The sequence below is a fragment of the Reella acinonychis genome, assembly GCF_052828705.1.
In genome coordinates this window covers 1,823,673-1,844,636 of sequence record NZ_CM128256.1, presented here as the reverse complement: position 1 = coordinate 1,844,636, position 20,964 = coordinate 1,823,673, and the positions used below count along the sequence as shown (strand labels likewise).

Annotated in this window: 20 protein-coding genes; 11 read left to right on the top strand and 9 right to left on the bottom strand. The window is 38.2% G+C overall.

Annotated features, from left to right (window positions below; genetic code table 11):
• Window positions 1–8 precede the first annotated feature (8 nt).
• Complete coding sequence (paeA, locus tag ACUXZ4_RS09020; RefSeq protein WP_464972871.1) at window positions 9–1,307, top strand: polyamine export protein PaeA; 1,299 nt, start codon at window positions 9–11, stop codon at window positions 1,305–1,307.
• Between the two features lie 27 nt (window positions 1,308–1,334).
• Here the strand turns inward: paeA and folA are convergent, their stop codons facing one another.
• Genes folA through plsY form a run of 7 tightly spaced genes read right to left on the bottom strand, consistent with a single transcriptional unit; the run spans window position 1,335 to window position 6,485 of the window.
• On the bottom strand, window positions 1,335–1,823 hold the full coding sequence (gene folA / locus ACUXZ4_RS09015; RefSeq protein ID WP_464972870.1) for a type 3 dihydrofolate reductase: 489 nt from the start codon (window positions 1,821–1,823) through the stop codon (window positions 1,335–1,337).
• A gap of 2 nt (window positions 1,824–1,825) precedes the next feature.
• A complete protein-coding gene (locus ACUXZ4_RS09010) occupies window positions 1,826–2,356 on the bottom strand; it encodes a DUF1523 family protein (RefSeq protein ID WP_464972869.1) in 531 nt (176 codons plus the stop codon).
• A 30-nt stretch (window positions 2,357–2,386) separates the two neighbouring features.
• Complete coding sequence (locus ACUXZ4_RS09005; protein WP_464972868.1) at window positions 2,387–3,169, bottom strand: TatD family hydrolase; 783 nt, start codon at window positions 3,167–3,169, stop codon at window positions 2,387–2,389.
• A gap of 24 nt (window positions 3,170–3,193) precedes the next feature.
• On the bottom strand, window positions 3,194–4,174 hold the full coding sequence (locus ACUXZ4_RS09000; RefSeq protein ID WP_464972867.1) for a DNA polymerase III subunit delta': 981 nt from the start codon (window positions 4,172–4,174) through the stop codon (window positions 3,194–3,196).
• Between the two features lie 4 nt (window positions 4,175–4,178).
• Window positions 4,179–4,814, bottom strand: coding sequence for a dTMP kinase (tmk, locus tag ACUXZ4_RS08995; RefSeq protein WP_464972866.1), 636 nt, complete (start codon window positions 4,812–4,814; stop codon window positions 4,179–4,181).
• A gap of 1 nt (window position 4,815) precedes the next feature.
• Window positions 4,816–5,886: an endolytic transglycosylase MltG gene (mltG, locus tag ACUXZ4_RS08990; protein ID WP_464972865.1), complete on the bottom strand. Its 1,071-nt coding sequence runs from the start codon at window positions 5,884–5,886 to the stop codon at window positions 4,816–4,818.
• Complete coding sequence (gene plsY, locus ACUXZ4_RS08985) at window positions 5,883–6,485, bottom strand: glycerol-3-phosphate 1-O-acyltransferase PlsY (RefSeq protein ID WP_464972864.1); 603 nt, start codon at window positions 6,483–6,485, stop codon at window positions 5,883–5,885. The genes mltG and plsY overlap by 4 nt, the downstream gene beginning before the upstream one ends.
• A gap of 87 nt (window positions 6,486–6,572) precedes the next feature.
• Between plsY and folB the strand changes: the two genes are divergently transcribed.
• A complete protein-coding gene (gene folB, locus ACUXZ4_RS08980; RefSeq protein WP_464972863.1) occupies window positions 6,573–6,929 on the top strand; it encodes a dihydroneopterin aldolase in 357 nt (118 codons plus the stop codon).
• A 93-nt stretch (window positions 6,930–7,022) separates the two neighbouring features.
• Here folB and ypfJ read toward each other — a convergent pair whose 3' ends face one another.
• Window positions 7,023–7,865, bottom strand: coding sequence for a KPN_02809 family neutral zinc metallopeptidase (gene ypfJ / locus ACUXZ4_RS08975; protein ID WP_464972862.1), 843 nt, complete (start codon window positions 7,863–7,865; stop codon window positions 7,023–7,025).
• 185 nt (window positions 7,866–8,050) lie between these two features.
• On the opposite strand from ypfJ, the gene lysM reads away from it, so the two are divergent.
• The 8 genes from lysM (at window position 8,051) to tsf (ending at window position 18,426) form a co-directional block, all read left to right on the top strand.
• Complete coding sequence (gene lysM / locus ACUXZ4_RS08970; protein ID WP_464972861.1) at window positions 8,051–8,494, top strand: peptidoglycan-binding protein LysM; 444 nt, start codon at window positions 8,051–8,053, stop codon at window positions 8,492–8,494.
• A gap of 158 nt (window positions 8,495–8,652) precedes the next feature.
• Window positions 8,653–9,948, top strand: a complete 1,296-nt coding sequence (gene tig, locus ACUXZ4_RS08965; protein WP_464972860.1) for a trigger factor — start codon at window positions 8,653–8,655, stop codon at window positions 9,946–9,948.
• Between the two features lie 154 nt (window positions 9,949–10,102).
• On the top strand, window positions 10,103–10,684 hold the full coding sequence (gene clpP / locus ACUXZ4_RS08960) for an ATP-dependent Clp endopeptidase proteolytic subunit ClpP (protein WP_464972859.1): 582 nt from the start codon (window positions 10,103–10,105) through the stop codon (window positions 10,682–10,684).
• A 19-nt stretch (window positions 10,685–10,703) separates the two neighbouring features.
• Window positions 10,704–11,939, top strand: coding sequence for an ATP-dependent protease ATP-binding subunit ClpX (gene clpX / locus ACUXZ4_RS08955; RefSeq protein WP_464972858.1), 1,236 nt, complete (start codon window positions 10,704–10,706; stop codon window positions 11,937–11,939).
• Window positions 11,940–12,057: 118 nt separating this feature from the next.
• The gene (lon, locus tag ACUXZ4_RS08950) at window positions 12,058–14,478 is read left to right on the top strand and encodes an endopeptidase La (protein ID WP_464972857.1); all 2,421 of its coding nucleotides are present in this window, start codon (window positions 12,058–12,060) and stop codon (window positions 14,476–14,478) included.
• A 115-nt stretch (window positions 14,479–14,593) separates the two neighbouring features.
• On the top strand, window positions 14,594–16,468 hold the full coding sequence (gene ppiD / locus ACUXZ4_RS08945; RefSeq protein ID WP_464972856.1) for a peptidylprolyl isomerase: 1,875 nt from the start codon (window positions 14,594–14,596) through the stop codon (window positions 16,466–16,468).
• A 239-nt stretch (window positions 16,469–16,707) separates the two neighbouring features.
• Window positions 16,708–17,433 carry a 30S ribosomal protein S2 gene (gene rpsB, locus ACUXZ4_RS08940; RefSeq protein ID WP_464972855.1) on the top strand — a complete coding sequence of 242 codons (726 nt, stop codon included), beginning with the start codon at window positions 16,708–16,710 and terminating at the stop codon, window positions 17,431–17,433.
• A 144-nt stretch (window positions 17,434–17,577) separates the two neighbouring features.
• The gene (gene tsf / locus ACUXZ4_RS08935) at window positions 17,578–18,426 is read left to right on the top strand and encodes a translation elongation factor Ts (RefSeq protein WP_464972854.1); all 849 of its coding nucleotides are present in this window, start codon (window positions 17,578–17,580) and stop codon (window positions 18,424–18,426) included.
• Window positions 18,427–18,485: 59 nt separating this feature from the next.
• Here tsf and ACUXZ4_RS08930 read toward each other — a convergent pair whose 3' ends face one another.
• On the bottom strand, window positions 18,486–20,036 hold the full coding sequence (locus ACUXZ4_RS08930; RefSeq protein WP_464972853.1) for a phosphoethanolamine transferase: 1,551 nt from the start codon (window positions 20,034–20,036) through the stop codon (window positions 18,486–18,488).
• Between the two features lie 139 nt (window positions 20,037–20,175).
• Between ACUXZ4_RS08930 and pyrH the strand changes: the two genes are divergently transcribed.
• A complete protein-coding gene (gene pyrH, locus ACUXZ4_RS08925) occupies window positions 20,176–20,892 on the top strand; it encodes a UMP kinase (RefSeq protein WP_464972852.1) in 717 nt (238 codons plus the stop codon).
• The last annotated feature ends 72 nt before the right edge of the window (window positions 20,893–20,964 follow it).

Genomic DNA, 20,964 nt, shown 5'->3' with positions numbered 1-20,964 from the left:
ATATTTTTATGGGATTATTTGAAGCAATTTTAATTATTTTCGGACTAATTGTTATTAGTGCGGTGATTTCTTCTGCGGAAATTTCCTTGGCGGGTGCGCGTAAAATAAAGTTACAAACCTTAGCTAATGAAGGAAATCAGAAAGCGGAAGAGGTGCTGAAGTTACAACAAAAACCAGGGCGTTTTATTACTGTAGTGCAAATTGGCTTAAATATGGTGGCGATCCTCGGTGGTATGATTGGGGAAAGTGCGATTAATCCTTATTTATCGCAATTCTTGCAACAATATTGGCAAGCGGATTGGGTTGATAGTGCAGCGTCTTGGTTAGCATTTACTGTCGTGACTTTCCTTTTTATTTTGGTGGCGGATCTTATTCCTAAACGCTTAGCCATGACCTATCCAGAGAAGATTGCGATTAAAACTGTTAGCATTATGCAATTCTGTATTTTTATTTTTAAACCATTGGTGTGGTTTATTGATAGCATTGCAAATTTAGTTTTTCGTTTATTCCGCATTTCTACGGTACGAGAAGAAAATATGACTTCGGAAGATATTGTGGCGTTAGTTGAGGCTGGTGCTGAATCTGGTGTGTTGAAGGCACAAGAGCAATATCTTATCGAAAATATTTTTGATATGCAGTCCAGAACTGTCACTTCTACCATGACGACGCGTGAAAATATCGTATTTTTAGACCGCACTTTTTCGCGTCAGGATGTATTAAATACTTTAGTGCAAGATTCTCATTCCAAATTACCAATTTGTGATGGTGGCTTGGATAAAATCTTAGGTTATGTGGAATCTCATACTTTGTTGACTTGCTATTTAAACGGCAACGATGTATCGCTAACGGATAACCGTTTATTACGCAAGGCCTTGTTTGTGCCAGATACGTTGTCTTTGTATGAAGTGTTAGAACTTTTTAAATCCACAGGGGAAGATTTTGCCTTAATCATCAATGAATATGCGTTAGTTGTAGGGATTGTCACCTTAAATGATGTGATGAGCATTGTGATGGGCGAATTGGTTTCCAATGAAGAAGAACAAATTGTACGTCGAGATGAAGATTCTTGGTTAATCGACGGTATTACGCCTCTAGAAGATGTGATGCGCGCCTTAGATATTGTGGAATTCCCCGCAGCAGAAAATTATGAGACTATCGGTGGTTTTATGATGTATATGTTGCGAAAAATTCCGAAGAAAACCGATTTTGTGTTATATGATAAATACAAATTTGAGATCATTGATACAGAGAATTTCAAAATTGATCAGTTGATGGTTTCTCTGCGTAAAGATTTGAAAGAGGATTAACAAAAAAGCAGGTTTAACCTGCTTTTTCTATTTTTCTTTGCGTGTCAAAATTAAGAAACGGCAGTCGTAAGCATTATTCTCGTCCGCAGGGCGATATTGCTCAAATTCAATTTGCCATTCATCCCAATTTAATTCAGGAAAAAAAGTATCGCCGTCAATTTCTGTTTGAATTTGCGTGAAATAAAGCTTGCTTGCCTGTGGTAAATATTGTTTGAACAGCTGACCGCCGCCAATAAGCATAATTTCTGCAGAATCTTTGACAAAATTGACCGCACTTTCAAAATCAGGCTGCCAAATAACCCCTTCATGTACAAATTCTTGGCGTGATAGCACAATATTTGTGCGTTTTGGCAATGGGCGACCAATACTTTCAAAAGTCTTTCTGCCCATAATCACTGGTTTGCCTTGAGTGTTTTGTCTAAACCAAGCTAAGTCAGCAGGCAAATGCCATGGCATTTGATTATCTTTGCCAATAACCCAATTTTTCGTTGCTGCAACAATTATGCTAAACGACATGGTTAAGCCTCGCTATCAAACCAACCGCGAATAAATTGGATTGATAAAAATAGGGTAATCAATCCTAAGAAATAGAAAATATAACTTAGAACAGGGTGCGATTTCTCATCTGGTGAGGCAATTTCTTTGATCGACACAACATTGCGGAATTCATCAAACATGGTTAAGCGCCAGCCATAATATTTCATTTCGACCCAGCTTTGACGTTCAGCAAAATCTTGCGCTTTGGCTTGTAAATTGGCTGATTCAAATTTGAAATAGAATGGAAAACCCCAGCGTGTATCTTCATTGCGATACACCATCGGTTGCGTTTCTTCTGGGCGTTTGGTGTTAATAAAGTAAACATCTCTTGTGGTGAGATTGTCAGCAGGGTTGGCTTTTGTAATTAATCCATCTTTATCCATACGTTTAACGTCAGTGTTGATGACTTTAGTTACTTCATATTGCGGAAAAATAAAGTTAATGCCAGCAAAGAGAACGGTATGGAATGCAAATACGATAAATAATAAAAAATATTTGATAATTTTGCGCATAATTTGTCCTTTTAAATCTAGTTTGCCCGATTATAGCACGTTAATTTTAAATAAACGCTCAAAATTTTGGCTGCTGATTTGTGCAAATTCTTCTAATGACAATCCTTTCAAGCTAGCAACATATTCACAAACTTCACGCGTATATGCTGGTTGATTTTGTTTGCCACGATAAGGTACGGGCGCTAAATAAGGGCTATCTGTTTCAACAAGCAAACGATCTAGCGGCACATAGCGAGCCACTTCACGAATTTCTTCGGCATTTTTGAACGTCACAATGCCGGAAAAAGAAATATAAAAATCTAAGTCTAAGGCTTTTTTTGCGAATTCCATGGTTTCCGTAAAACAATGAATCACTCCACCGCACTTTTCAGCCTGATTATCTTGCAAAATCTGAATAGTATCATCGCCAGCAGCTCTTGTGTGGATAATGACAGGTTTATTTAATTGATTTGCCACATCAATTTGGCTGGCAAAAATCTGTTGCTGCAGCTCTTTATTATCTGCACTGTAATAATAATCCAAACCAATTTCGCCAATGGAAACGACTTTAGGATGTTGTGCCAATTTGATTAAGCGGGCTTGATCATAGGGTTCATCTTCTAAATCAAGAGGATGAACGCCACAAGCAAAGGAAATATCTTGGCGATGTGCAAGAGCATCTCGCTGTTTTTCAAATCGGCTGAGGGTAACGCCAATGGTGAGCAAATGTTGAACGTCGCGCGCTTTGGCTTTTTCAACAACATCATCTATATCTTTGTGTAGATTGTCGTAATCTAGAGCATCTAAATGACAATGACTGTCAACGATAAACATAAAATTCCTTTATAAAATAATTAATTAGTTTTGAGTGAAAACCTCGGTGATGAGACGCGTTAATCCATCAAGCAAGATTAATTCTTGGTTGACGGCATTAATTTCGCTTAAATCAGACCGCACTTTTTGCATAATTTGATTGGCTTTTAATAAGCTTTCTGCTTGCTGTTTCTGGCTGAATTGTTGGACGCCTTTGATGAGATCCGCATTAATCCAACCCGTTTGAATTCCCAGTTTGTCTTTTAAAGCGTCACTAATAAAAGAGGCAATCCAATCAATTTGATGAAAGATTAACGTTTTATCAAATAATGGTAACAGCTCCAATGGCGATTTACGTTGGTAATATAACCAAAAAGCACGCATAAATTCGCGTCTTTTTTCTAGTAAACCTTGTTCTAAACAATTTAGCGCTAATAAGGGACGTCCATAGTTAATACAAAGTGCGGTTGAAATTTGTTCTGTTTCTGCTTGATATTGTGATTGCAACCATTCCATTGCAACATCGGTATCAGGCGAAGGAATGACTCGCACTTGGCAACGGCTATAAATTGTCGGCATGAGAGCTGAAGTTAAATCTGCTTGTAGTAAAAAATAGGTTTGAGGGCGAGGCTCTTCTAATGTCTTTAATAGTGCGTTTGAGGCAGCTTCAGTAAGGCGTTCAACGCCTTGGATAAACACTACTTTGTTGCCATTTTGTTGAGCAAATTGCTGTACTTTTTCATTAATATCACGCACTTGATCAACACCGATATCCTTGTTATCAATAGGTGCAAGCACATGATAATCAGGATGATTGCCTGATTTAGCTAAGTTGCAACTATGACAATTGTCGCAAGGTGCATGGGGTTCGGTACAAAGTAGGAACTGGCTAAGTGCGCTGATTAACTGTTCAATGCCTAATCCTTGCTCCGTCCGAAACAGCAACGCATGATGACCATGCCCTTGTGCAAAAGCGGAGGTTACTTGCTGATAAATAGGAGTAAGCCAAGGATAAAGCATTGCCATTATGTTAACTTTCCTGTTGAGAAATCACGAATTTTTGCACCGCACTTTTTATATCTGCAGTGACTTGTTCAATTGGCTGCTCTGCATTGATGATGGCAGCTTTGGGATTGTTTTCCACTAATTCAAGATAACGTTGACGAGTGCGGTGGAAAAAATCTAAGTTTTGTTGCTCAATGCGATCCAATTCGCCACGTCCTCTGGCTCGAGCTAATCCAATTGCAGGATCGATATCTAAATAAAGGGTAAAATCGGGTTCAAACTCGCCAAGTACCGTTTGTTTTAGATTATTCAATAATGCCAAATCGAGCTGACGACCACCGCCTTGGTAAGCTTGGGATGACATATCATGTCTATCACCGATAACCCATTTCCCTTCAGCAAGTGCAGGCTTGATCACATTTTCAACCAATTGAATACGTGCTGCGTAAAGCATTAATAATTCTGCTTTGTCGCTAACGGGTTCTTCCATTTCATGCTTAATTAATTGGCGCAATTTTTCTGCTAAGGGCGTGCCACCAGGCTCGCGAGTAAATACTAAATTCGTAATGCCAAGTTGATGTAATTGTTCAATAACAGCTTCGCGAGCAGTGGTTTTGCCAGCACCTTCTAAGCCTTCTAAGACGATAAATTTTCCGTTCATATTATTTTTTCTTATTGTTTTCGCGGTACCAACGTAAATATTCTTGCACTGCTTTATTATGTTCATTTAGGGTGCGACTAAATTTGTGTCCACCCGTACCATCTGCCACAAAATAAATAAAATCATGTTTTTCAGGGTGTGCCACCGCTAAAATTGCACTCTCGCTTGGATTGGCAATCGGCGTTGGCGGTAATCCATCAATAATATAAGTATTATATGGTGTTGGTGTTTCTAAATCTTTTTTACGAATATTGCCATTATAATTATCGCCCATGCCATAAATCACTGTTGGATCCGTTTGTAGTTTAATTTTAGCTTTTAAGCGATTAACAAATACGCCAGCAATACGGCTGCGTTCTGCTTGTAAAGCGCTTTCTTTCTCTACAATAGAAGCCAAAATGAGCATTTCATAGGGATTATTTAATGGCAGATCTTTATCTCTATTTTGCCAAGCATTTTCTAGGACTTTGCTTGTACGCTCGATAGCTCGTTTAAGGAGCGCCTTGTCGCTAGAATTTGGCGTGTAATGATAGGTATCAGGATAAACCCAGCCATCAATATTCTGATATTCCGCGATAGATTTACTGAAGGCAGGAATCAGTTTATCCGTATTAGAAAAGTATTCAAGCACGTTGGCATTCATGCGTGATGATTGATAATCAAATTCGTGCTTTAAGTGCGGTGCATTTTCAAGGGATTTTTGTACTTGTTGCCAAGTTTCACCTTCGCCAAAACGAATGGCAAATTGTGCTTCTTTGCCTTCATTAAGCACTTTCAACAAATCACTCAGTGTTTGCACATTGTTTAAAGCGTAAGTACCCGCTTTAATTTTATTGAGTTGAGGATTTAATTTTAGCGCCCATGGTAACCAGTTAGCTTGCTGAATTTGAAATTCCTGTTGCAATAATGTCACCAGTTTTTGCCCAGTTGTACCTCGTTCAATGGTAATTAATTGATCTTGTTTTACTTCAATAGACTGTGCAATAACCTGCTGAATTTGTTGATAACCCCAAAATCCAACTGCTGCACAAATAATTAAAATGATTGCAAAAAAAGAGAGTAGTTTCTTCATGGTAATTTCTTAAATTTCGACCAAACTTTGTCTTCTTGGCCACGCCATAAGCGTTGAATATTTGAATGGTGGCGATAAATCAATAAACAGCACACTAATGCTACCGGGAAAGTAAACTCAGGTTTAAACCACCATACATAAAATGGTGTGAGCAATGCAGCAACAACGGCGCTTAATGAGGAATAACCGCTGATTAAAAAAACAATCAACCAAGTACCAACCATTGTACCAGCAACCCCCCAAGCAATAGGTGCGATAGCACCAAAGGCAGTTGCTACGCCTTTTCCGCCCCGGAATTTAAAAAATACAGGGAAGATGTGACCTAAACAAGCCGCTAATGCAACCATGCCAAGTTGAAAATGGGTTAAGCCTAAATAATAACCAATCCAAACGGGCGCCATGCCTTTGATAATATCAAACAGTAGCACAAATAAGGCTGCCCAGCGTCCACCAAGGCGTAAAACATTTGTCGCACCTGGGTTTTGTGAACCTTCTTCACGAGGATCTGGGAGACCTTTTAAGCGACAAATGACAATTGCACCAGAGATAGAACCTAATAAATAGGTGAGCAACATATAAAAAAGGGAAAATAAGCTCATTGTGCATCTCTCAATAAAAAACTATGACTATTCTACCTAAACTTGATAGGATTAAGCCAATAGTATTTTATTAAAAAGGGATGGAAAATGACTGATCGGATTTTTATTGAAGGATTAACGGTATTTGCACAAATTGGCGTTTATGATTGGGAGCAACAAATTAAACAAAAGTTAATATTTGATATTGAAATGGCGTGGGATTGCGAACAAGCGGCACGCAGCGATGATGTAAAATATTGTTTAAATTATGCTGAAGTCAGCCAATTTATTATTGATTATGTGCAGTCTCAACCGTTTTTATTAATTGAACGTGTGGCTTATGAAGTGGCTGATCAGCTACAAAACCAATTTAAGTTGCAAGCTTTGCGCCTAAAACTAAGCAAACCAACTGCAGTACCACAAGCAAAAAATGTGGGTGTCATTGTGCAACGTGGTGATTTATAAAACGCGTGAAAAATTCACCGCACTTTGAGATAAAAATAAAAATCCCCAATTTTCTTAATATAAAATTGGGGATTTTTTCAACTTATTCGTTTCTTAATTAAAAGTATTACATTGTGCTGGATTGCCTGTTTGTAATCCGCGACGGAACCATTCTAAACGCTGAGCAGAGGTGCCATGGGTAAAACTGTCAGGGACTGCATAACCTTGGCTGCGTTTTTGTAAACGGTCATCACCAACCGCTTCTGCCGCATTAAAGGCTTCTTCAAGATCACCTTGTTCAAATAATCCTTGTTTTGAAGCTTGATGCCCCCAAACGCCAGCGAAGCAGTCAGCTTGTAATTCAGCTCGAACAGATAACTGGTTGGCTTGCGCGCGGTTTTGTTGTTGTAACATATGTACTTTAGGCAAAATGCCCATCAAATTTTGGACGTGGTGCCCCACTTCATGCGCAATCACATAAGCAAAAGCGGTATCACCGGCTGCCCCCAATTTATTTTTCATATCCGCATAGAAAGACAGATCTAAATACACTTTGTTATCACTCGGGCAGTAAAATGGTCCCATTGCCGCTAATCCATTACCACAAGCGGTACGAGTGGAGCCCGTATAAAGCACCATTGTTGGTGCTATATAACGTTGTCCTTGTTGGGCAAAGTAATTTTGCCAAGTGACTTCAGTATCGCGCAATACTACGCGAGAAAGCTCATTCAGCATTTGTTCATCTTTTTCTGAAAGTTTGGACGAGGATTGTGTCACAGAACTAAACCCCGGCAATTCTCCGCCCACTAAGCCTGAGAGGTCAACCCCATAATAAGCGCCTACCAATAATATAATAAAGCCAAGGATACCTGTTTTACGTCCTCCGCCCATTCGCATACCACCGGAAGAACGACGATCTTCCACATTTGAACTCTGTTGTCTGCCTTGCCAACGCATAATTTTTTTCCTTTATGTGATGTAATAAATTTGTTGCCTATTGTACTCGAAAATTGCAAAAAGTGCGGTGAAATTTTTACAAGATTTTATAGACATTGTGATGATATTTCGTTATTTTAGACCCAGTTTATTAGCAATGATAAACTGGTTCATATTTTGATTCATCTTTTAAAAGGAAAAAACAAATGGGTTTATTTGATTTTGTGGGTAGTATTGGCAGAAAATTATTTGGTAAGGATGATGATCCTTCAAAAGCAATAACAAAACATATTGCTGAAGACAATCCAGGTATCGAAAATGTATCTGTAACTGTTGAAAATGGTGTAGCAAAAATTAGTGGTACAGCAGCTTCTGCACAAGCGCTAGAAAAAGCAATTTTAATGGCGGGTAATGTTGAAGGTGTTGAAAGCGTAAATGTTGATGCAGTAACCATTGCAAATGGTGAAACCTTAGCAACGGAAGAAGAATTCTACGTGATTCAAAAAGGCGATACTTTATGGGCGATTGCTGAGAAAGCATATGGTAACGGTACTAAATACAAAGCTATCGTTGAAGCAAATAAAGAAGTGATCAAAGACGAAAATAAAATTTTCCCTGGTCAAAAAATTCGTTTACCGAAAGCACTTTAATTTTTCGTTTTATATTAAAAATCCCGTATTCAGCGGGATTTTTTATCGCTAAAATTTTCCTCGACTGAATTATAATCTTTCGCTATAATTTGCCAGTTTATTTTTATCTAAATTCAGCGTTTGCTGGGTTTTTCATTCAATATTAAAGGAAAAGAACAATGTCAACTATTGAAACAACTCAAGGTTTAGAGCGTCGTGTTAGCATTACTGTCCCAGCAGAAACAGTAACAACTGCAGTGCGTGAAGAATTAAAACGTGCAGCAAAAAATGTACGCGTTGATGGTTTCCGTAAAGGTAAAGTGCCTGCGCAAATCGTAGAAAAACGCTTTGGTGCATCAATTCGTCAAGATGTGTTAAATGATTTATTACCTCGCCATTTCTTTGATTTAATGTTCAAAGAAAAAGTAAATTTAGCGGGTCGTCCAACATTTGCGGTTGAAAGCTTTGAAGATGGTAAAGATTTAGTATTTACCGCAACATTTGAAGTTTATCCAGAAGTTAAATTACAAGGTTTAGAAAACATTAAAGTTGAGAAACCAGTTGTTGAAATTACAGATGCTGATGTTGATAACATGGTAAATGTATTACGTAAACAACAATCAACTTGGGCTGAAACTCAAGAAGCTGCAAAAGCAGATGATCGTGTAACTATTGACTTTGTTGGTTCAGTAGATGGCGAAGAATTTGAAGGTGGTAAAGCGACTGACTTCGCATTAGCGATGGGACAAGGTCGTATGATTCCTGGTTTTGAAGAAGGTATCGTTGGTCATAAAGCTGGCGAACAATTTGATATTGATGTGACTTTCCCTGCTGAATATCATTCTGAAAACTTAAAAGGTAAAGCAGCTAAATTTGCTATTACCTTGAAAAAAGTTGAAAACCAAGTGTTACCTGAATTAACAGATGAATTTGTAGCAAAATTTGGTCCAAATACAAAAACAGTTGAAGATTTACGTGTAGAAATTCGTAAAAATATGCAACGTGAATTGAAAAACGCTCTTGTTGCACGTGTGAAGCAACAAGTTATTGAAGGCTTAATCGCTGAAAACCAAATTGATGTACCAACAGCTGCAGTAGAACAAGAAATTGAAGTATTACGTGGTCAAGCTGCACAACGTTTTGGTGGTAATGCTCAACAAGCTGCACAATTACCACGCGAATTATTTGAAGAGCAAGCGAAACGTCGCGTATTAGTTGGCTTGTTATTCTCTGAAGTCATTGCATCAAATGAATTAAAAGCAGATGAAGATCGCGTTAAAGCAATGATCGAAGAAATCGCTTCAGCTTATGAGCAACCTGCAGAAGTTGTTGAATACTATGGTAAAAACAACGAGTTAATGAATAATCTTCGTAACGTTGTATTAGAAGAGCAAGCGGTTGAAGCTGTACTTGCAAAAGCGCAAGTTACAGAAAAAGCTTCATCTTTCGATGAGATCATGAATCCACAAGCTTAATCTTTTATTTATTAACATTAAAGTGCGGTTATATTTTGCGATGTTTTAAAACTCGCCCAAAATAGACCGCACTTTTGTTTTATATTTAGGTAAAACCTGAGTTTTCGGGTAGAATAGCTCGGTTATGATGAAAATGAATTTATGGGGGGACATTATGTCAGTCATTCCTATGGTCGTAGAACAGACTTCAAGAGGGGAGCGTTCTTATGACATTTATTCACGTTTATTAAAAGAGCGTGTGATCTTTTTAAGCGGTGAAGTTGAAGACCGTATGGCAAATTTAATTGTTGCGCAGTTATTATTCCTTGAGTCTGAAAATCCAGATAAAGACATTAATATTTATATTAATAGCCCTGGTGGTTCAGTAACTGCGGGCATGGCGATTTATGACACCATGCAATTTATTAAACCTGATGTGCGTACGCTTTGTATTGGTCAAGCTTGTTCAATGGGCGCTTTTTTATTAGCGGGTGGTACAGCAGGTAAACGTGCAGCATTGCCTCATGCGCGCGTGATGATTCATCAACCATTAGGCGGTTTTCGTGGTCAAGCATCAGATATCCAAATTCATGCGCAAGAAATTCTAAAAATCAAACAGACATTAAATGAACGCTTAGCCTTCCATACAGGACAAGCGATTGAGCGAATTGAACGTGATACGGATAGAGATAATTTTATGTCTGCAGAAGAAGCGAAAAATTACGGTTTAGTCGATAGCGTATTAGTGAAACGCTAATCAGAAATGGGAAGATAAAATGGCGAATGAAAACGAAACCCATTGTTCATTTTGTGGTAAATCACAGGATGAAGTGGGGAAATTAATTGCAGGAACATCAGGTTATATTTGTGGTGATTGTATTGAGCTTTGCCATAGCTTATTACAACAAGAAGCGGAAGAAGTAGAAGAAACGGAAGCAGAGGTTGTTGAGACAAAATTACCTACACCACATGAAATTCGCGCGAATTTAGATGATTATGTAATTGGTCAAGATTATGCGAAAAAGGTGATGGCAGTTGCCTTATATAACCATTACAAACGCTTACGTTCAAATCATCAAACCGATGAAGTGGAATTAAGTAAAAGTAATGTGTTATTAATTGGTCCAACAGGAAGCGGTAAAACCCTTTTAGCACAGACTTTGGCAAGAATGTTGAATGTTCCTTTTGCAATGGCGGATGCGACTACATTAACAGAAGCTGGCTATGTGGGTGAAGACGTTGAGAATGTCATTCAGAAATTATTGCAAAATTGTGATTACGATACCGAAAAAGCAGAGCAAGGCATTATTTACATTGATGAAATTGATAAGATTACGCGTAAATCTGAAAATCCATCGATTACGCGTGATGTATCAGGTGAAGGTGTTCAGCAAGCTTTATTAAAATTAATTGAAGGTACCGTTGCTTCTGTACCTCCGCAAGGTGGACGCAAACATCCACAACAAGATATGTTACGTGTTGATACATCGAAAATTTTATTTATTTGCGGTGGTGCTTTCGCCGGCTTAGATAAAATTGTACAAAAACGCGTTCATGTTGGTAGTGGAATTGGTTTCGATGCGGAAGTTAAAGGCGAACAGGATGAATTAAGCTTAACTGAATTATTCAAACAAATTGAAACAGAAGATTTGATTAAATTCGGTATGATTCCTGAGTTTGTTGGTCGTTTGCCTGTAGTGGCACCATTGAGTGAATTGGATGAAGAGGCATTGATTCAGATTTTAACAGAGCCAAAAAATGCGTTAATTAAACAATATCAAGCCTTATTTAGTTTAGAAGACGTGGAGCTGGAATTTACGCCAGAAGCATTGCAAGCAATGGCGAAAAAAGCACTTGCTCGCAAAACAGGTGCTCGTGGTTTACGTTCGATTGTTGAGTCAGTATTGTTAGACACCATGTATGATTTACCTTCTATTGAAAATTTAGCCAAAGTGGTGGTGGATGAGAAGGTTATCAACGAAGATAAAGCCCCGACTTTGTTGTATAAATAAATGAGTAAAACAAAGTGCGGTTAAATTAACCGCACTTTTGGTTTCTAGGCTTGAAGTTTAGTTTTTTGCCTATATATTGGCTAGTATTATCCCGAATTTGTAATGATAGAGAAAGAAAATGAGTGTAAAAAAAAGCGAAACACATGAAATCCCCGTCTTGCCATTGCGAGATGTGGTTGTTTTTCCTTACATGGTCATGCCATTGTTTGTTGGTCGTGATAAATCAATTCGTAGCTTAGATGCGGCGATGGAAAATGGAAAGCAATTATTACTCGTTGCTCAAAAACAAGCTGATATTGAAGAACCTCAGGTTGAAGATCTCTTTTCAGTGGGTACGCTGGTCAATATTATTCAGTTATTAAAACTGCCAGATGGCACAGTAAAAGTGCTAGTGGAAGGTCAACAACGTGTCAATGTGAAACATATCACTGATGAAGGCTATTTCTCTGCAACAGTCGATTTAATTGAAACGACTTATGCGGATGAAAAAGAAATGTTGGTTCTGCGTGATATGACGTTGAAAGAATTTGATAATTTTGCCAAACAGAATAAGAAAGTTCAGCCTGAAATTTATAAAGCATTGGAGGCTATTTTAGAGCCTGATCGTTTTGCTGATACTTTGGCAGCTCATTTACCGCTAGCTTTACGTCACAAACAAGAAGTGTTAGAACGTGCGAATGTGTCTGACAGACTTGAATATTTACTTGGTGCAATGGAAAGTGAAAATGACTTATTGCAGGTGGAAAAACGTATTCGCGCGAAAGTCAAAGAGCAAATGGAAAAAACGCAGCGTGATTATTACCTCAATGAGCAAATGAAAGCGATTCGTAAAGAATTGGGGCATCAAGATGAGAATCCAGATGAAAATGAAATTGATCAATTATATAAAAAGTTAGAAGAAGCAAAATTACCGCAAGAAGCTAAAGAAAAAGTTGAATCAGAACTGAAAAAACTCAAAATGATGTCCCCAATGTCTTCAGAAGCGACAGTGGTGCGTGGTTACATTGATTGGATGTTGCAGATTCCTTGGCATAAAACTACCAAGGTGAAGAAAGATTTAGCCAAGGCTCAGGTTGTTTTGGATGCAGATCATTATGGTTTAGAACGCGTTAAAGAACGTATTTTGGAATATCTCGCGGTACAAAATCGTCTAAATAAAATTAAAGGACCTATTTTGTGCTTAGTTGGACCGCCAGGCGTGGGTAAAACGTCTTTGGGACAATCTATCGCCAATGCAACAGGACGTAAATACGTGCGTATGGCATTAGGTGGGGTACGAGATGAAGCTGAAATCAGAGGTCATCGTAAAACCTATATCGGTTCATTACCGGGTAAATTAATTCAGAAAATGGCAAAAGTAGGTGTCAAAAACCCACTATTCTTGCTAGATGAAATTGACAAAATGGCGATGGATCATCGAGGAGACCCGGCTTCTGCCCTATTAGAAGTGCTTGATCCTGAACAAAATACGAAGTTCAACGACCATTATTTAGAAGTGGATTATGATTTGTCTGATGTGATGTTTGTGGCGACTTCAAATTCCATGAATATTCCAGGGCCGTTGCTTGATCGTATGGAAGTGATTCGTCTTGCTGGTTATACCGAAGATGAGAAATTAAATATCGCTACTCAGCATTTGTTGAACAAACAAATTGAACGTAATGGTTTAAAAGCGGGTGAATTAACCATCGAAGAAAACGCGATTTTAGATATTATCCGTTATTATACGCGTGAAGCCGGTGTGCGTGGATTAGAACGTGAAATTTCTAAAATTTGCCGTAAAGCAGTAAAAAATCTGCTGCTCAATAAGAAATTGAAAGCTATTGTGGTCAATTCCGCGAACTTACAAGAATATTTGGGCGTGAAACGTTTTGATTTCGGCTTGGCGGATACCCAAAATCGAGTTGGTGAAGTTACCGGCTTAGCTTGGACTGAAGTAGGCGGTGATTTACTGACTATTGAAACCGCTTCTGTTATCGGTAAAGGTAAATTAACCTATACTGGCTCATTGGGTGATGTCATGAAAGAAAGTATCCAAGCCGCGATGACAGTTGTTCGTTCTCGTGCGGAGAAATTGGGTATTGCTTCTGATTTCCATGAAAAGCGAGATATTCACATTCATGTGCCTGATGGAGCAACACCAAAAGATGGTCCGAGTGCTGGTATTGCAATGTGTACAGCCCTTGTTTCTTGTTTAACTGGAAACCCAGTTCGTGCGGATGTGGCTATGACGGGTGAGATTAGTTTACGAGGAAAAGTGCTGCCAATTGGTGGTTTAAAAGAAAAACTATTGGCCGCTTATCGTGGTGGTATTAAAACGGTGTTAATTCCAAAAGATAATGTGAAAGATTTGGAAGAAATTCCAGATAATGCCAAAGCGGGTCTAGCGATTCATGCAGTTGAAACCATTGATGAGGTACTCAGTCTTGCTTTAGAAAATCCACCTGAAGGTGTGGAAATGGTGAAGATGACACCGGTCAATGCAGTTAAAGTAGTGAGAGCTCGTAAAAGCCGTAAAATTGCGCCAACAGTGAATTAATCATCAATATTAAGTGCGGTGGAAAAAACGGAAGTTTTAAAAACTTGCTGATTTTTCACCGCACTTTCGTTTATAATTTGCAAAATTTTTAGATTTATAGATTAGGAATGTGCCCATGTTTATGGAAAAAATGCACCACGCATCAAATAGTGGTATTGCCAAAGCCGTCTTAGCATTAATCGGGGTATCCTTTGTGATTACGGGGATGTATGGTTATTTAGGCCGTAGCGCAGATACCTTTGCTGTTAAGATTAATGGTGAGGAAGTCTCTCAAGCGGAATTTCAGCAACAATACAACAATGAATATCAGCGTAGTAGCCAGTTATTAGGGGCAAAATTTGCAGAGGTAGCTAATACACCTGAATTTACAAAAGGTATTCGTGCTTCTGTATTAAATCGCATGATTGAACAAAAATTGCTGACTCAATATATTACCGATTTAAAATTGGGTGTCAGTGATGAACGTATTAAGCAAGAAATTGTTAGAACGCCAATGTTCCAAATGGATGGCAAATTTAGTAATGAAGCTTATCAGCAAGTGTTGCGCAATAATAATATGACTGCGGATATGTATGCGGCTTATGTGCGTGAAGCCTTGCGTTTTGAGCAATTACAATCGGGTTTGAATAATTCCGTCTTTCTATTACCAACAAGCCAAGAGGAATTTGCTAAGTTATTTTTCCAACAACGCAAAGTGCGCTTTGCTCAATTGCCTTTAGCAGATGAAATCGCAAAACAGCAAGTGTCAGAACAGGAAATCAAAGCCTATTATGATGCCAATAGCAATGCTTTCATTGTGCCTGAATTGGTAAAAGTACAATATCTTGATTTAAATAAAGAAATCGTTAATAAATCGATTACAGTCGATGACACGAAAATTCAGCAATATTATCAAGATAATAAGAGCCAATTTATGTCTAAAGGGCAACAAAATATTGCACATATTCAGTTTGCAAATGAAACTGATGCTTTAGATGCTTATCAAGCCTTACAAAATGGTGCAGATTTCGCTGAATTAGCGAAAACGAAATCTACTGATAAGCTATCAGGAGATAAAGGTGGTGAATTAGGTTGGTTTAGCAATGGTGATTTACCAAAAGATTTTGAAGACGCCGCAATTTTAGTGGAAGTGGGAAAATTTAGCACACCAGTAAAAATTGATGGCAGTTACCATATTATTTTAGTGAAAGATCGTAAAGGGGCAACAGTCTTGCCATTTGAACAAGTGAAAACGCAAATTGCGCAACAAGTTCGTCAAGATTTAACCCATACGCAGTTCTATACTATTGAGAAAAAAGCGGCAGAAAAAGCATTTGAAGATCAATCTTCATTAAAAGCAGCGGCAGATGCAGCAGGTGTGGAAGTGAAAGAAACGGGGTATTTCTCTCGTGATGACATTCCGGTTGAACTGAATTTCCCAAATGTAGTACATGCTATGTTTGATGGCGATGTATCACAAGGCAATATGAATTCAGAGCCAATGAATGTGGAAGAACAACATTCAATTGTGGTGCGTGTTCTAGAGCATAAGCCGCAAGCGAAGAAAACATTAGATGAAGCTAAAGCGGAAATTGAAACGTTACTCAAACGCCAAAAAGCAGAAGTGGCTGTGTTAGCAAAAGCCAACGAGTTGGCGAAATCATTGGCTTCAAATAAAGAAGCGAAAGTCGATGGGGTTAATTTCGGTAAGCAAGAAACTTGGGTTTATGCGCAAAATAAAGATCCTGTGTTAAATAACGTGATTTTTGCTATGAAACCTGAGCAAGATCATCATGTTTACCAAGTTGCGCAGACCAACAGCGGTGATGTAGTTATTATTGCTTTGGATGGTATTGAAAATGTGGCTGTTGAACAAGCCGCGAAAGAGCAATTTGCAGCGAAGATTATGCAAGGTAAAGCCTTTGATTTACAAGCGAATTTATTGAAATCATTACGCGCTAAAGCGAAAATTGAAGTGAATGATGAATTTATGAATCAAAGTGCAGAATAATTGTTGATCTAAATTTGCTAAGCCCGCGTAAATCGCGGGTTTAGTTTTTTGGTAAAAAATAAAAAATTAGCTAGTTTTTAACCGCACTTTATGGTATAAAATGCCCCGTTATTTTGTCTTAGCAGAATAACAATTTTTTATTTATTAACAACACACACATATCATAAAAGTAAATCGGGGTGCCAAACGGTCGGTTTGCTGGTATGTGGAGGCTCAACCCCAATTAAAAGGAAAATATTATGGCACAAGTTTCAATGCGCGACATGATTAATGCAGGCGTACATTTCGGTCACCAAACTCGTTACTGGAACCCAAAAATGAAACCATTCATTTTCGGTGCTCGTAACGGTGTTCATATCGTTAACTTAGAAAAAACGCTTCCATTATTCAATGAAGCATTAGCTGAATTAACTCGTATCGCAAGTAACAACGGTAAAATCTTATTCGTTGGTACAAAACGTGCAGCTTCAGAAGCAGTTAAAGCAGCAGCATTAGATTGTCAACAATATTATGTAAATCACCGTTGGTTAGGTGGTATGTTGACTAACTGGAAAACAGTTCGTCAATCAATCAAACGTTTAAAAGATTTTGAAGTTCAATCTCAAGACGGTACATTTGATAAATTAACCAAAAAAGAAGCATTAGATCGTACTCGTGAAATGCAAAAACTTGAATTAAGCCTTGGCGGTATCAAAGATATGGCAGGTCTTCCAGATGCGATTTTCGTTATCGGTGCAGATTACGAACACATTGCAGTAAAAGAAGCAAACAATCTAGGTATTCCAGTATTTGCAGTAGTTGATACTAACGCTAGCCCAGATGGCGTTGATTTCTTAATCCCTGGTAACGATGATGCAACTCGCGCGATTCAATTATATTTAACAGCTGCAGCAGCGGCAGTTAAAGAAGGTCGCCAAGCTGAAGTGGCTGTAGAAGAAAAATTCGCAGCAGAATCTGCTGAGTAATCAGGTTGAATAAGGCGAAAGCCCTATTATCAGCAGGGGGCAAATTGTTCCCTGCTTTTATATCAAATTCCCAAAAGTGCGGTGTTTTTTTATTAAATTTTGAAACAGCGTATTTCCATTCAAGAATATTAGAGGACAACAAAAATGGCTGAAATCACAGCAGCATTAGTAAAAGAACTTCGTGAGCGTACTGGCGCAGGCATGATGGAATGTAAAAAAGCGTTAGTTGAAGCAAACGGTGATATTGAATTAGCAATCGACAATATGCGTAAATCAGGTCAAGCGAAAGCGGCTAAAAAAGCGGGTCGTATTGCGGCAGAAGGTGTTATCCTTGCTCGTATTGGTGCAGGTTTTGGCGTATTAGTTGAAATGAACTGCGAAACTGACTTCGTAGCGAAAGATGCAGGTTTCTTAGGTTTAGCAAATGAAGTTGCTGACTATGCATTAGCAAACAAAGGCACCACAATTGAAACATTAGCAGCACAATTTGAAGAAAAACGTGCAGCATTAGTTGCTAAAATCGGTGAAAACATGACAATCCGTCGTGTTCAATACTTAGATGGTCAAGTGATTGCACAATACTTACATGGTGCGAAAATCGGTGTGTTAGTTGCAGGTGCTGGTTCAGAAGATGAACTTAAAAAAGTAGCAATGCACGTTGCAGCATCTAAACCAGAATTCGTAAACCCAGAAGATGTTTCTGCTGAAGTTGTTGCTCATGAGCGTCAAATTCAAATCGACATCGCAATCAACTCTGGTAAACCAAAAGAAATCGCAGAGAAAATGGTTGAAGGTCGTATGAAGAAATTCACTGGTGAAGTATCATTAACGGGTCAAGCATTCGTTATGGATCCTTCACAAACTGTGGGTGACTACTTAAAATCAGTAGGTACTTCAGTTTCTAACTTTATCCGTTTAGAAGTGGGTGAAGGTATCGAGAAAGTGGAAGAAGATTTCGCAGCAGAAGTTGCTAAAATCACTGGTAATGCTTAATTATCTAAACTGATTGATTTAAAAAACACCTACAAGAAATTGTAGGTGTTTTTTTTGTTTTATGGTTTAAATGGAATGACTACTGCAGGATCTTCTTCTGAAGGAATAGTCTTAATTTTCTCAGCTAATCCGTAATCATCAGGATCATTTTCAGGACTGAATAAATCTTCGTTTTTTAATAATGGGTTATGAATTCCTATCCAATGTGCAATGCCCGCAGTGAAATTTAGCCCTGACTTGAAGGCTTGATATTCTTTCCGTTCATTATCATCACTAGAAATTTTAAATAGTGGAACATTGAAATGTAATTTACTTTGTTTGCTGTTCATAATATGGATTGTTTTATCATCCATTTCATGTTTCAAACCATGATCAGAAAAATAAACCATTGAAAAAGTGCGGTGTGTTTTTTCATAGTTTTTTACTAAACGCTGATGCACTTGTTGTAGTAACTCATCGGTTTTTTTAATGGAAGAAATATAGCAATTCACATTGAAATATTTATTATCAATTTGGTTGTCGTCAAAAATTTTCGGATAATCATCCAGTCGATCACAGCTTATTGGATGGGAGCCATAAAGGTGTAACACAATAAATCGCTTGCTTGAGAATGGCTGTTCGATAACTTGATCAAATTTAGGTAATAATTTGAAATCACTGACATTAGTATTCAGCGAGTCGCCATATTTTAAAAAGATTTTTTCATCACTTTTATTGGCGATTGCTGAAATTGGTGTGTCAAAATCGCCCAAGTAACCTTGGTTAGAAATCCAATAGATTTTTATTCCTGCTGATTTTATTAAATCCACCAAATTTAAACTGTAATCACCTTCCCAATTTTGCGTATCAGGCTGCGTGAGCATTAATTTTAAGGAGGCGATTGTGTTTGTACCGCCAGAGGCTAAGCCATTAATTAATGTGCCTTTTGCTGTTGACATAAAAGGCGTATTTTCTATTGGATAGCCATACGCATGATGATAATCACGTCGAGCGCTTTCACCAATAATCAACACATAATCATCATATTGGCTGTGATTGAGTGTCGATTTCCCCCAACGGCTTTCAATGCTGAACCCATTAAGACGTGATAATTCTTGTTGTACTTTTAGAATGGATTGACTGCCTTCCTGAATAAATTTGAGTGCGGGGGTATTGAGTAACATGATAGTCGCAGAAAGTGCTAAAAACACTTTATTTTTATGAAAATGCAGGGCAAATTTTTGTGTTACAAATCGGAAGACTAGTATTAAGCCGATGATAGCAAAACCATAAGCAATATGACTGAAAGAAAGTTGAGCCAAGAATTCTTTACTTTCTTGTAAGTCCGTTGCAAAGATTGAGGCGACATATTGATAAGAGGGCGGCCCAAATACTAATCCAACGGGTGCATATAATGCTTGCATGCTCACAAAGGGCAAAAGCACCCAATAAAACAGTTTTTTTGAGGCAGTAAAGAAAATGATCAATAAGGATAATGAAAAAATGGCTTGCTGTTCAGGCTGTGGGAAAAAACCGCTCGCAGCCAATAACCCTTGGCTTGCAAAGTAAAGGCATATCAATGAGATAACCATTGCGACGATTTGTTTTATACCGAATTTGTGGGATTTCATTACGTCTTCCATATTGCGTTATAAAAAGTGCGGTGAAATTTTACCTAATTTTAAATTGATCTGCTATGCCTATTTCCTGTTGAAAAATGTTGGATTATAATACGATGGATTTTATGTCAACACTTCAAGGGGAAACGAGATGAGCAAACCAATTTATAAACGTATTTTATTAAAATTGAGCGGTGAAGCTTTACAAGGCGATGAAGGTTTTGGTATTGATCCAACGATTTTGGATCGAATGGCATTAGAAATTAAAGATGTTTTAGCAATGGGTGTTGAAGTTGGGGTCGTTCTTGGTGGTGGTAATTTATTCCGCGGTGCAAAATTAGCCAAAGCGGGAATGAATCGTGTTGTTGGTGACCATATGGGGATGTTAGCGACAGTAATGAATGGTTTAGCTATGCGTGATGCATTACACCGAGCGGATGTGAATGCCAAACTTATGTCTGCGTTTCAACTTAATGGGATTTGCGATACGTATAACTGGTCAGAAGCGATCAAAATGTTGCGTGAAGGTCGCGTAGTGATTTTCTCTGCAGGGACGGGGAGTCCTTTCTTTACTACTGATTCTGCAGCTTGTTTACGTGGTATTGAAATTGAAGCAGATGTTGTTTTAAAAGCAACGAAAGTGGATGGCGTGTACGATTGCGATCCGGCTAAAAACCCGGATGCAAAATTATATAACAAATTAACCTTTGCAGAAGTGATTGAAAAAGAATTACAAGTGATGGATTTAGCCGCATTTACGCTTGCGCGTGACCATGGTATTCCAATTCGTGTATTTAATATGGGTAAACCTGGCGCATTACGCAATGTGATTTTAGGTGAAGCGGAAGGCACAACAATTGTTGGTTAATCATCAGAGGTAAGGTTGACACCTTACCTTTCTTTTTATCTTTTTCTTTTAGTTTGGATTGATAACTAAATC

What these genes read in the sequence shown, in the direction of transcription:
- paeA (WP_464972871.1), top strand. Translation starts at nt 9, where the DNA reads ATGGGATTATTTGAAGCAATTTTAATTATTTTCGGACTAATTGTTATT.
- folA (WP_464972870.1), bottom strand. Translation starts at nt 1,823, where the DNA reads ATGTCGTTTAGCATAATTGTTGCAGCAACGAAAAATTGGGTTATTGGC.
- ACUXZ4_RS09010 (WP_464972869.1), bottom strand. Translation starts at nt 2,356, where the DNA reads ATGCGCAAAATTATCAAATATTTTTTATTATTTATCGTATTTGCATTC.
- ACUXZ4_RS09005 (WP_464972868.1), bottom strand. Translation starts at nt 3,169, where the DNA reads ATGTTTATCGTTGACAGTCATTGTCATTTAGATGCTCTAGATTACGAC.
- ACUXZ4_RS09000 (WP_464972867.1), bottom strand. Translation starts at nt 4,174, where the DNA reads ATGGCAATGCTTTATCCTTGGCTTACTCCTATTTATCAGCAAGTAACC.
- tmk (WP_464972866.1), bottom strand. Translation starts at nt 4,814, where the DNA reads ATGAACGGAAAATTTATCGTCTTAGAAGGCTTAGAAGGTGCTGGCAAA.
- mltG (WP_464972865.1), bottom strand. Translation starts at nt 5,886, where the DNA reads ATGAAGAAACTACTCTCTTTTTTTGCAATCATTTTAATTATTTGTGCA.
- plsY (WP_464972864.1), bottom strand. Translation starts at nt 6,485, where the DNA reads ATGAGCTTATTTTCCCTTTTTTATATGTTGCTCACCTATTTATTAGGT.
- folB (WP_464972863.1), top strand. Translation starts at nt 6,573, where the DNA reads ATGACTGATCGGATTTTTATTGAAGGATTAACGGTATTTGCACAAATT.
- ypfJ (WP_464972862.1), bottom strand. Translation starts at nt 7,865, where the DNA reads ATGCGTTGGCAAGGCAGACAACAGAGTTCAAATGTGGAAGATCGTCGT.
- lysM (WP_464972861.1), top strand. Translation starts at nt 8,051, where the DNA reads ATGGGTTTATTTGATTTTGTGGGTAGTATTGGCAGAAAATTATTTGGT.
- tig (WP_464972860.1), top strand. Translation starts at nt 8,653, where the DNA reads ATGTCAACTATTGAAACAACTCAAGGTTTAGAGCGTCGTGTTAGCATT.
- clpP (WP_464972859.1), top strand. Translation starts at nt 10,103, where the DNA reads ATGTCAGTCATTCCTATGGTCGTAGAACAGACTTCAAGAGGGGAGCGT.
- clpX (WP_464972858.1), top strand. Translation starts at nt 10,704, where the DNA reads ATGGCGAATGAAAACGAAACCCATTGTTCATTTTGTGGTAAATCACAG.
- lon (WP_464972857.1), top strand. Translation starts at nt 12,058, where the DNA reads ATGAGTGTAAAAAAAAGCGAAACACATGAAATCCCCGTCTTGCCATTG.
- ppiD (WP_464972856.1), top strand. Translation starts at nt 14,594, where the DNA reads ATGTTTATGGAAAAAATGCACCACGCATCAAATAGTGGTATTGCCAAA.
- rpsB (WP_464972855.1), top strand. Translation starts at nt 16,708, where the DNA reads ATGGCACAAGTTTCAATGCGCGACATGATTAATGCAGGCGTACATTTC.
- tsf (WP_464972854.1), top strand. Translation starts at nt 17,578, where the DNA reads ATGGCTGAAATCACAGCAGCATTAGTAAAAGAACTTCGTGAGCGTACT.
- ACUXZ4_RS08930 (WP_464972853.1), bottom strand. Translation starts at nt 20,036, where the DNA reads ATGAAATCCCACAAATTCGGTATAAAACAAATCGTCGCAATGGTTATC.
- pyrH (WP_464972852.1), top strand. Translation starts at nt 20,176, where the DNA reads ATGAGCAAACCAATTTATAAACGTATTTTATTAAAATTGAGCGGTGAA.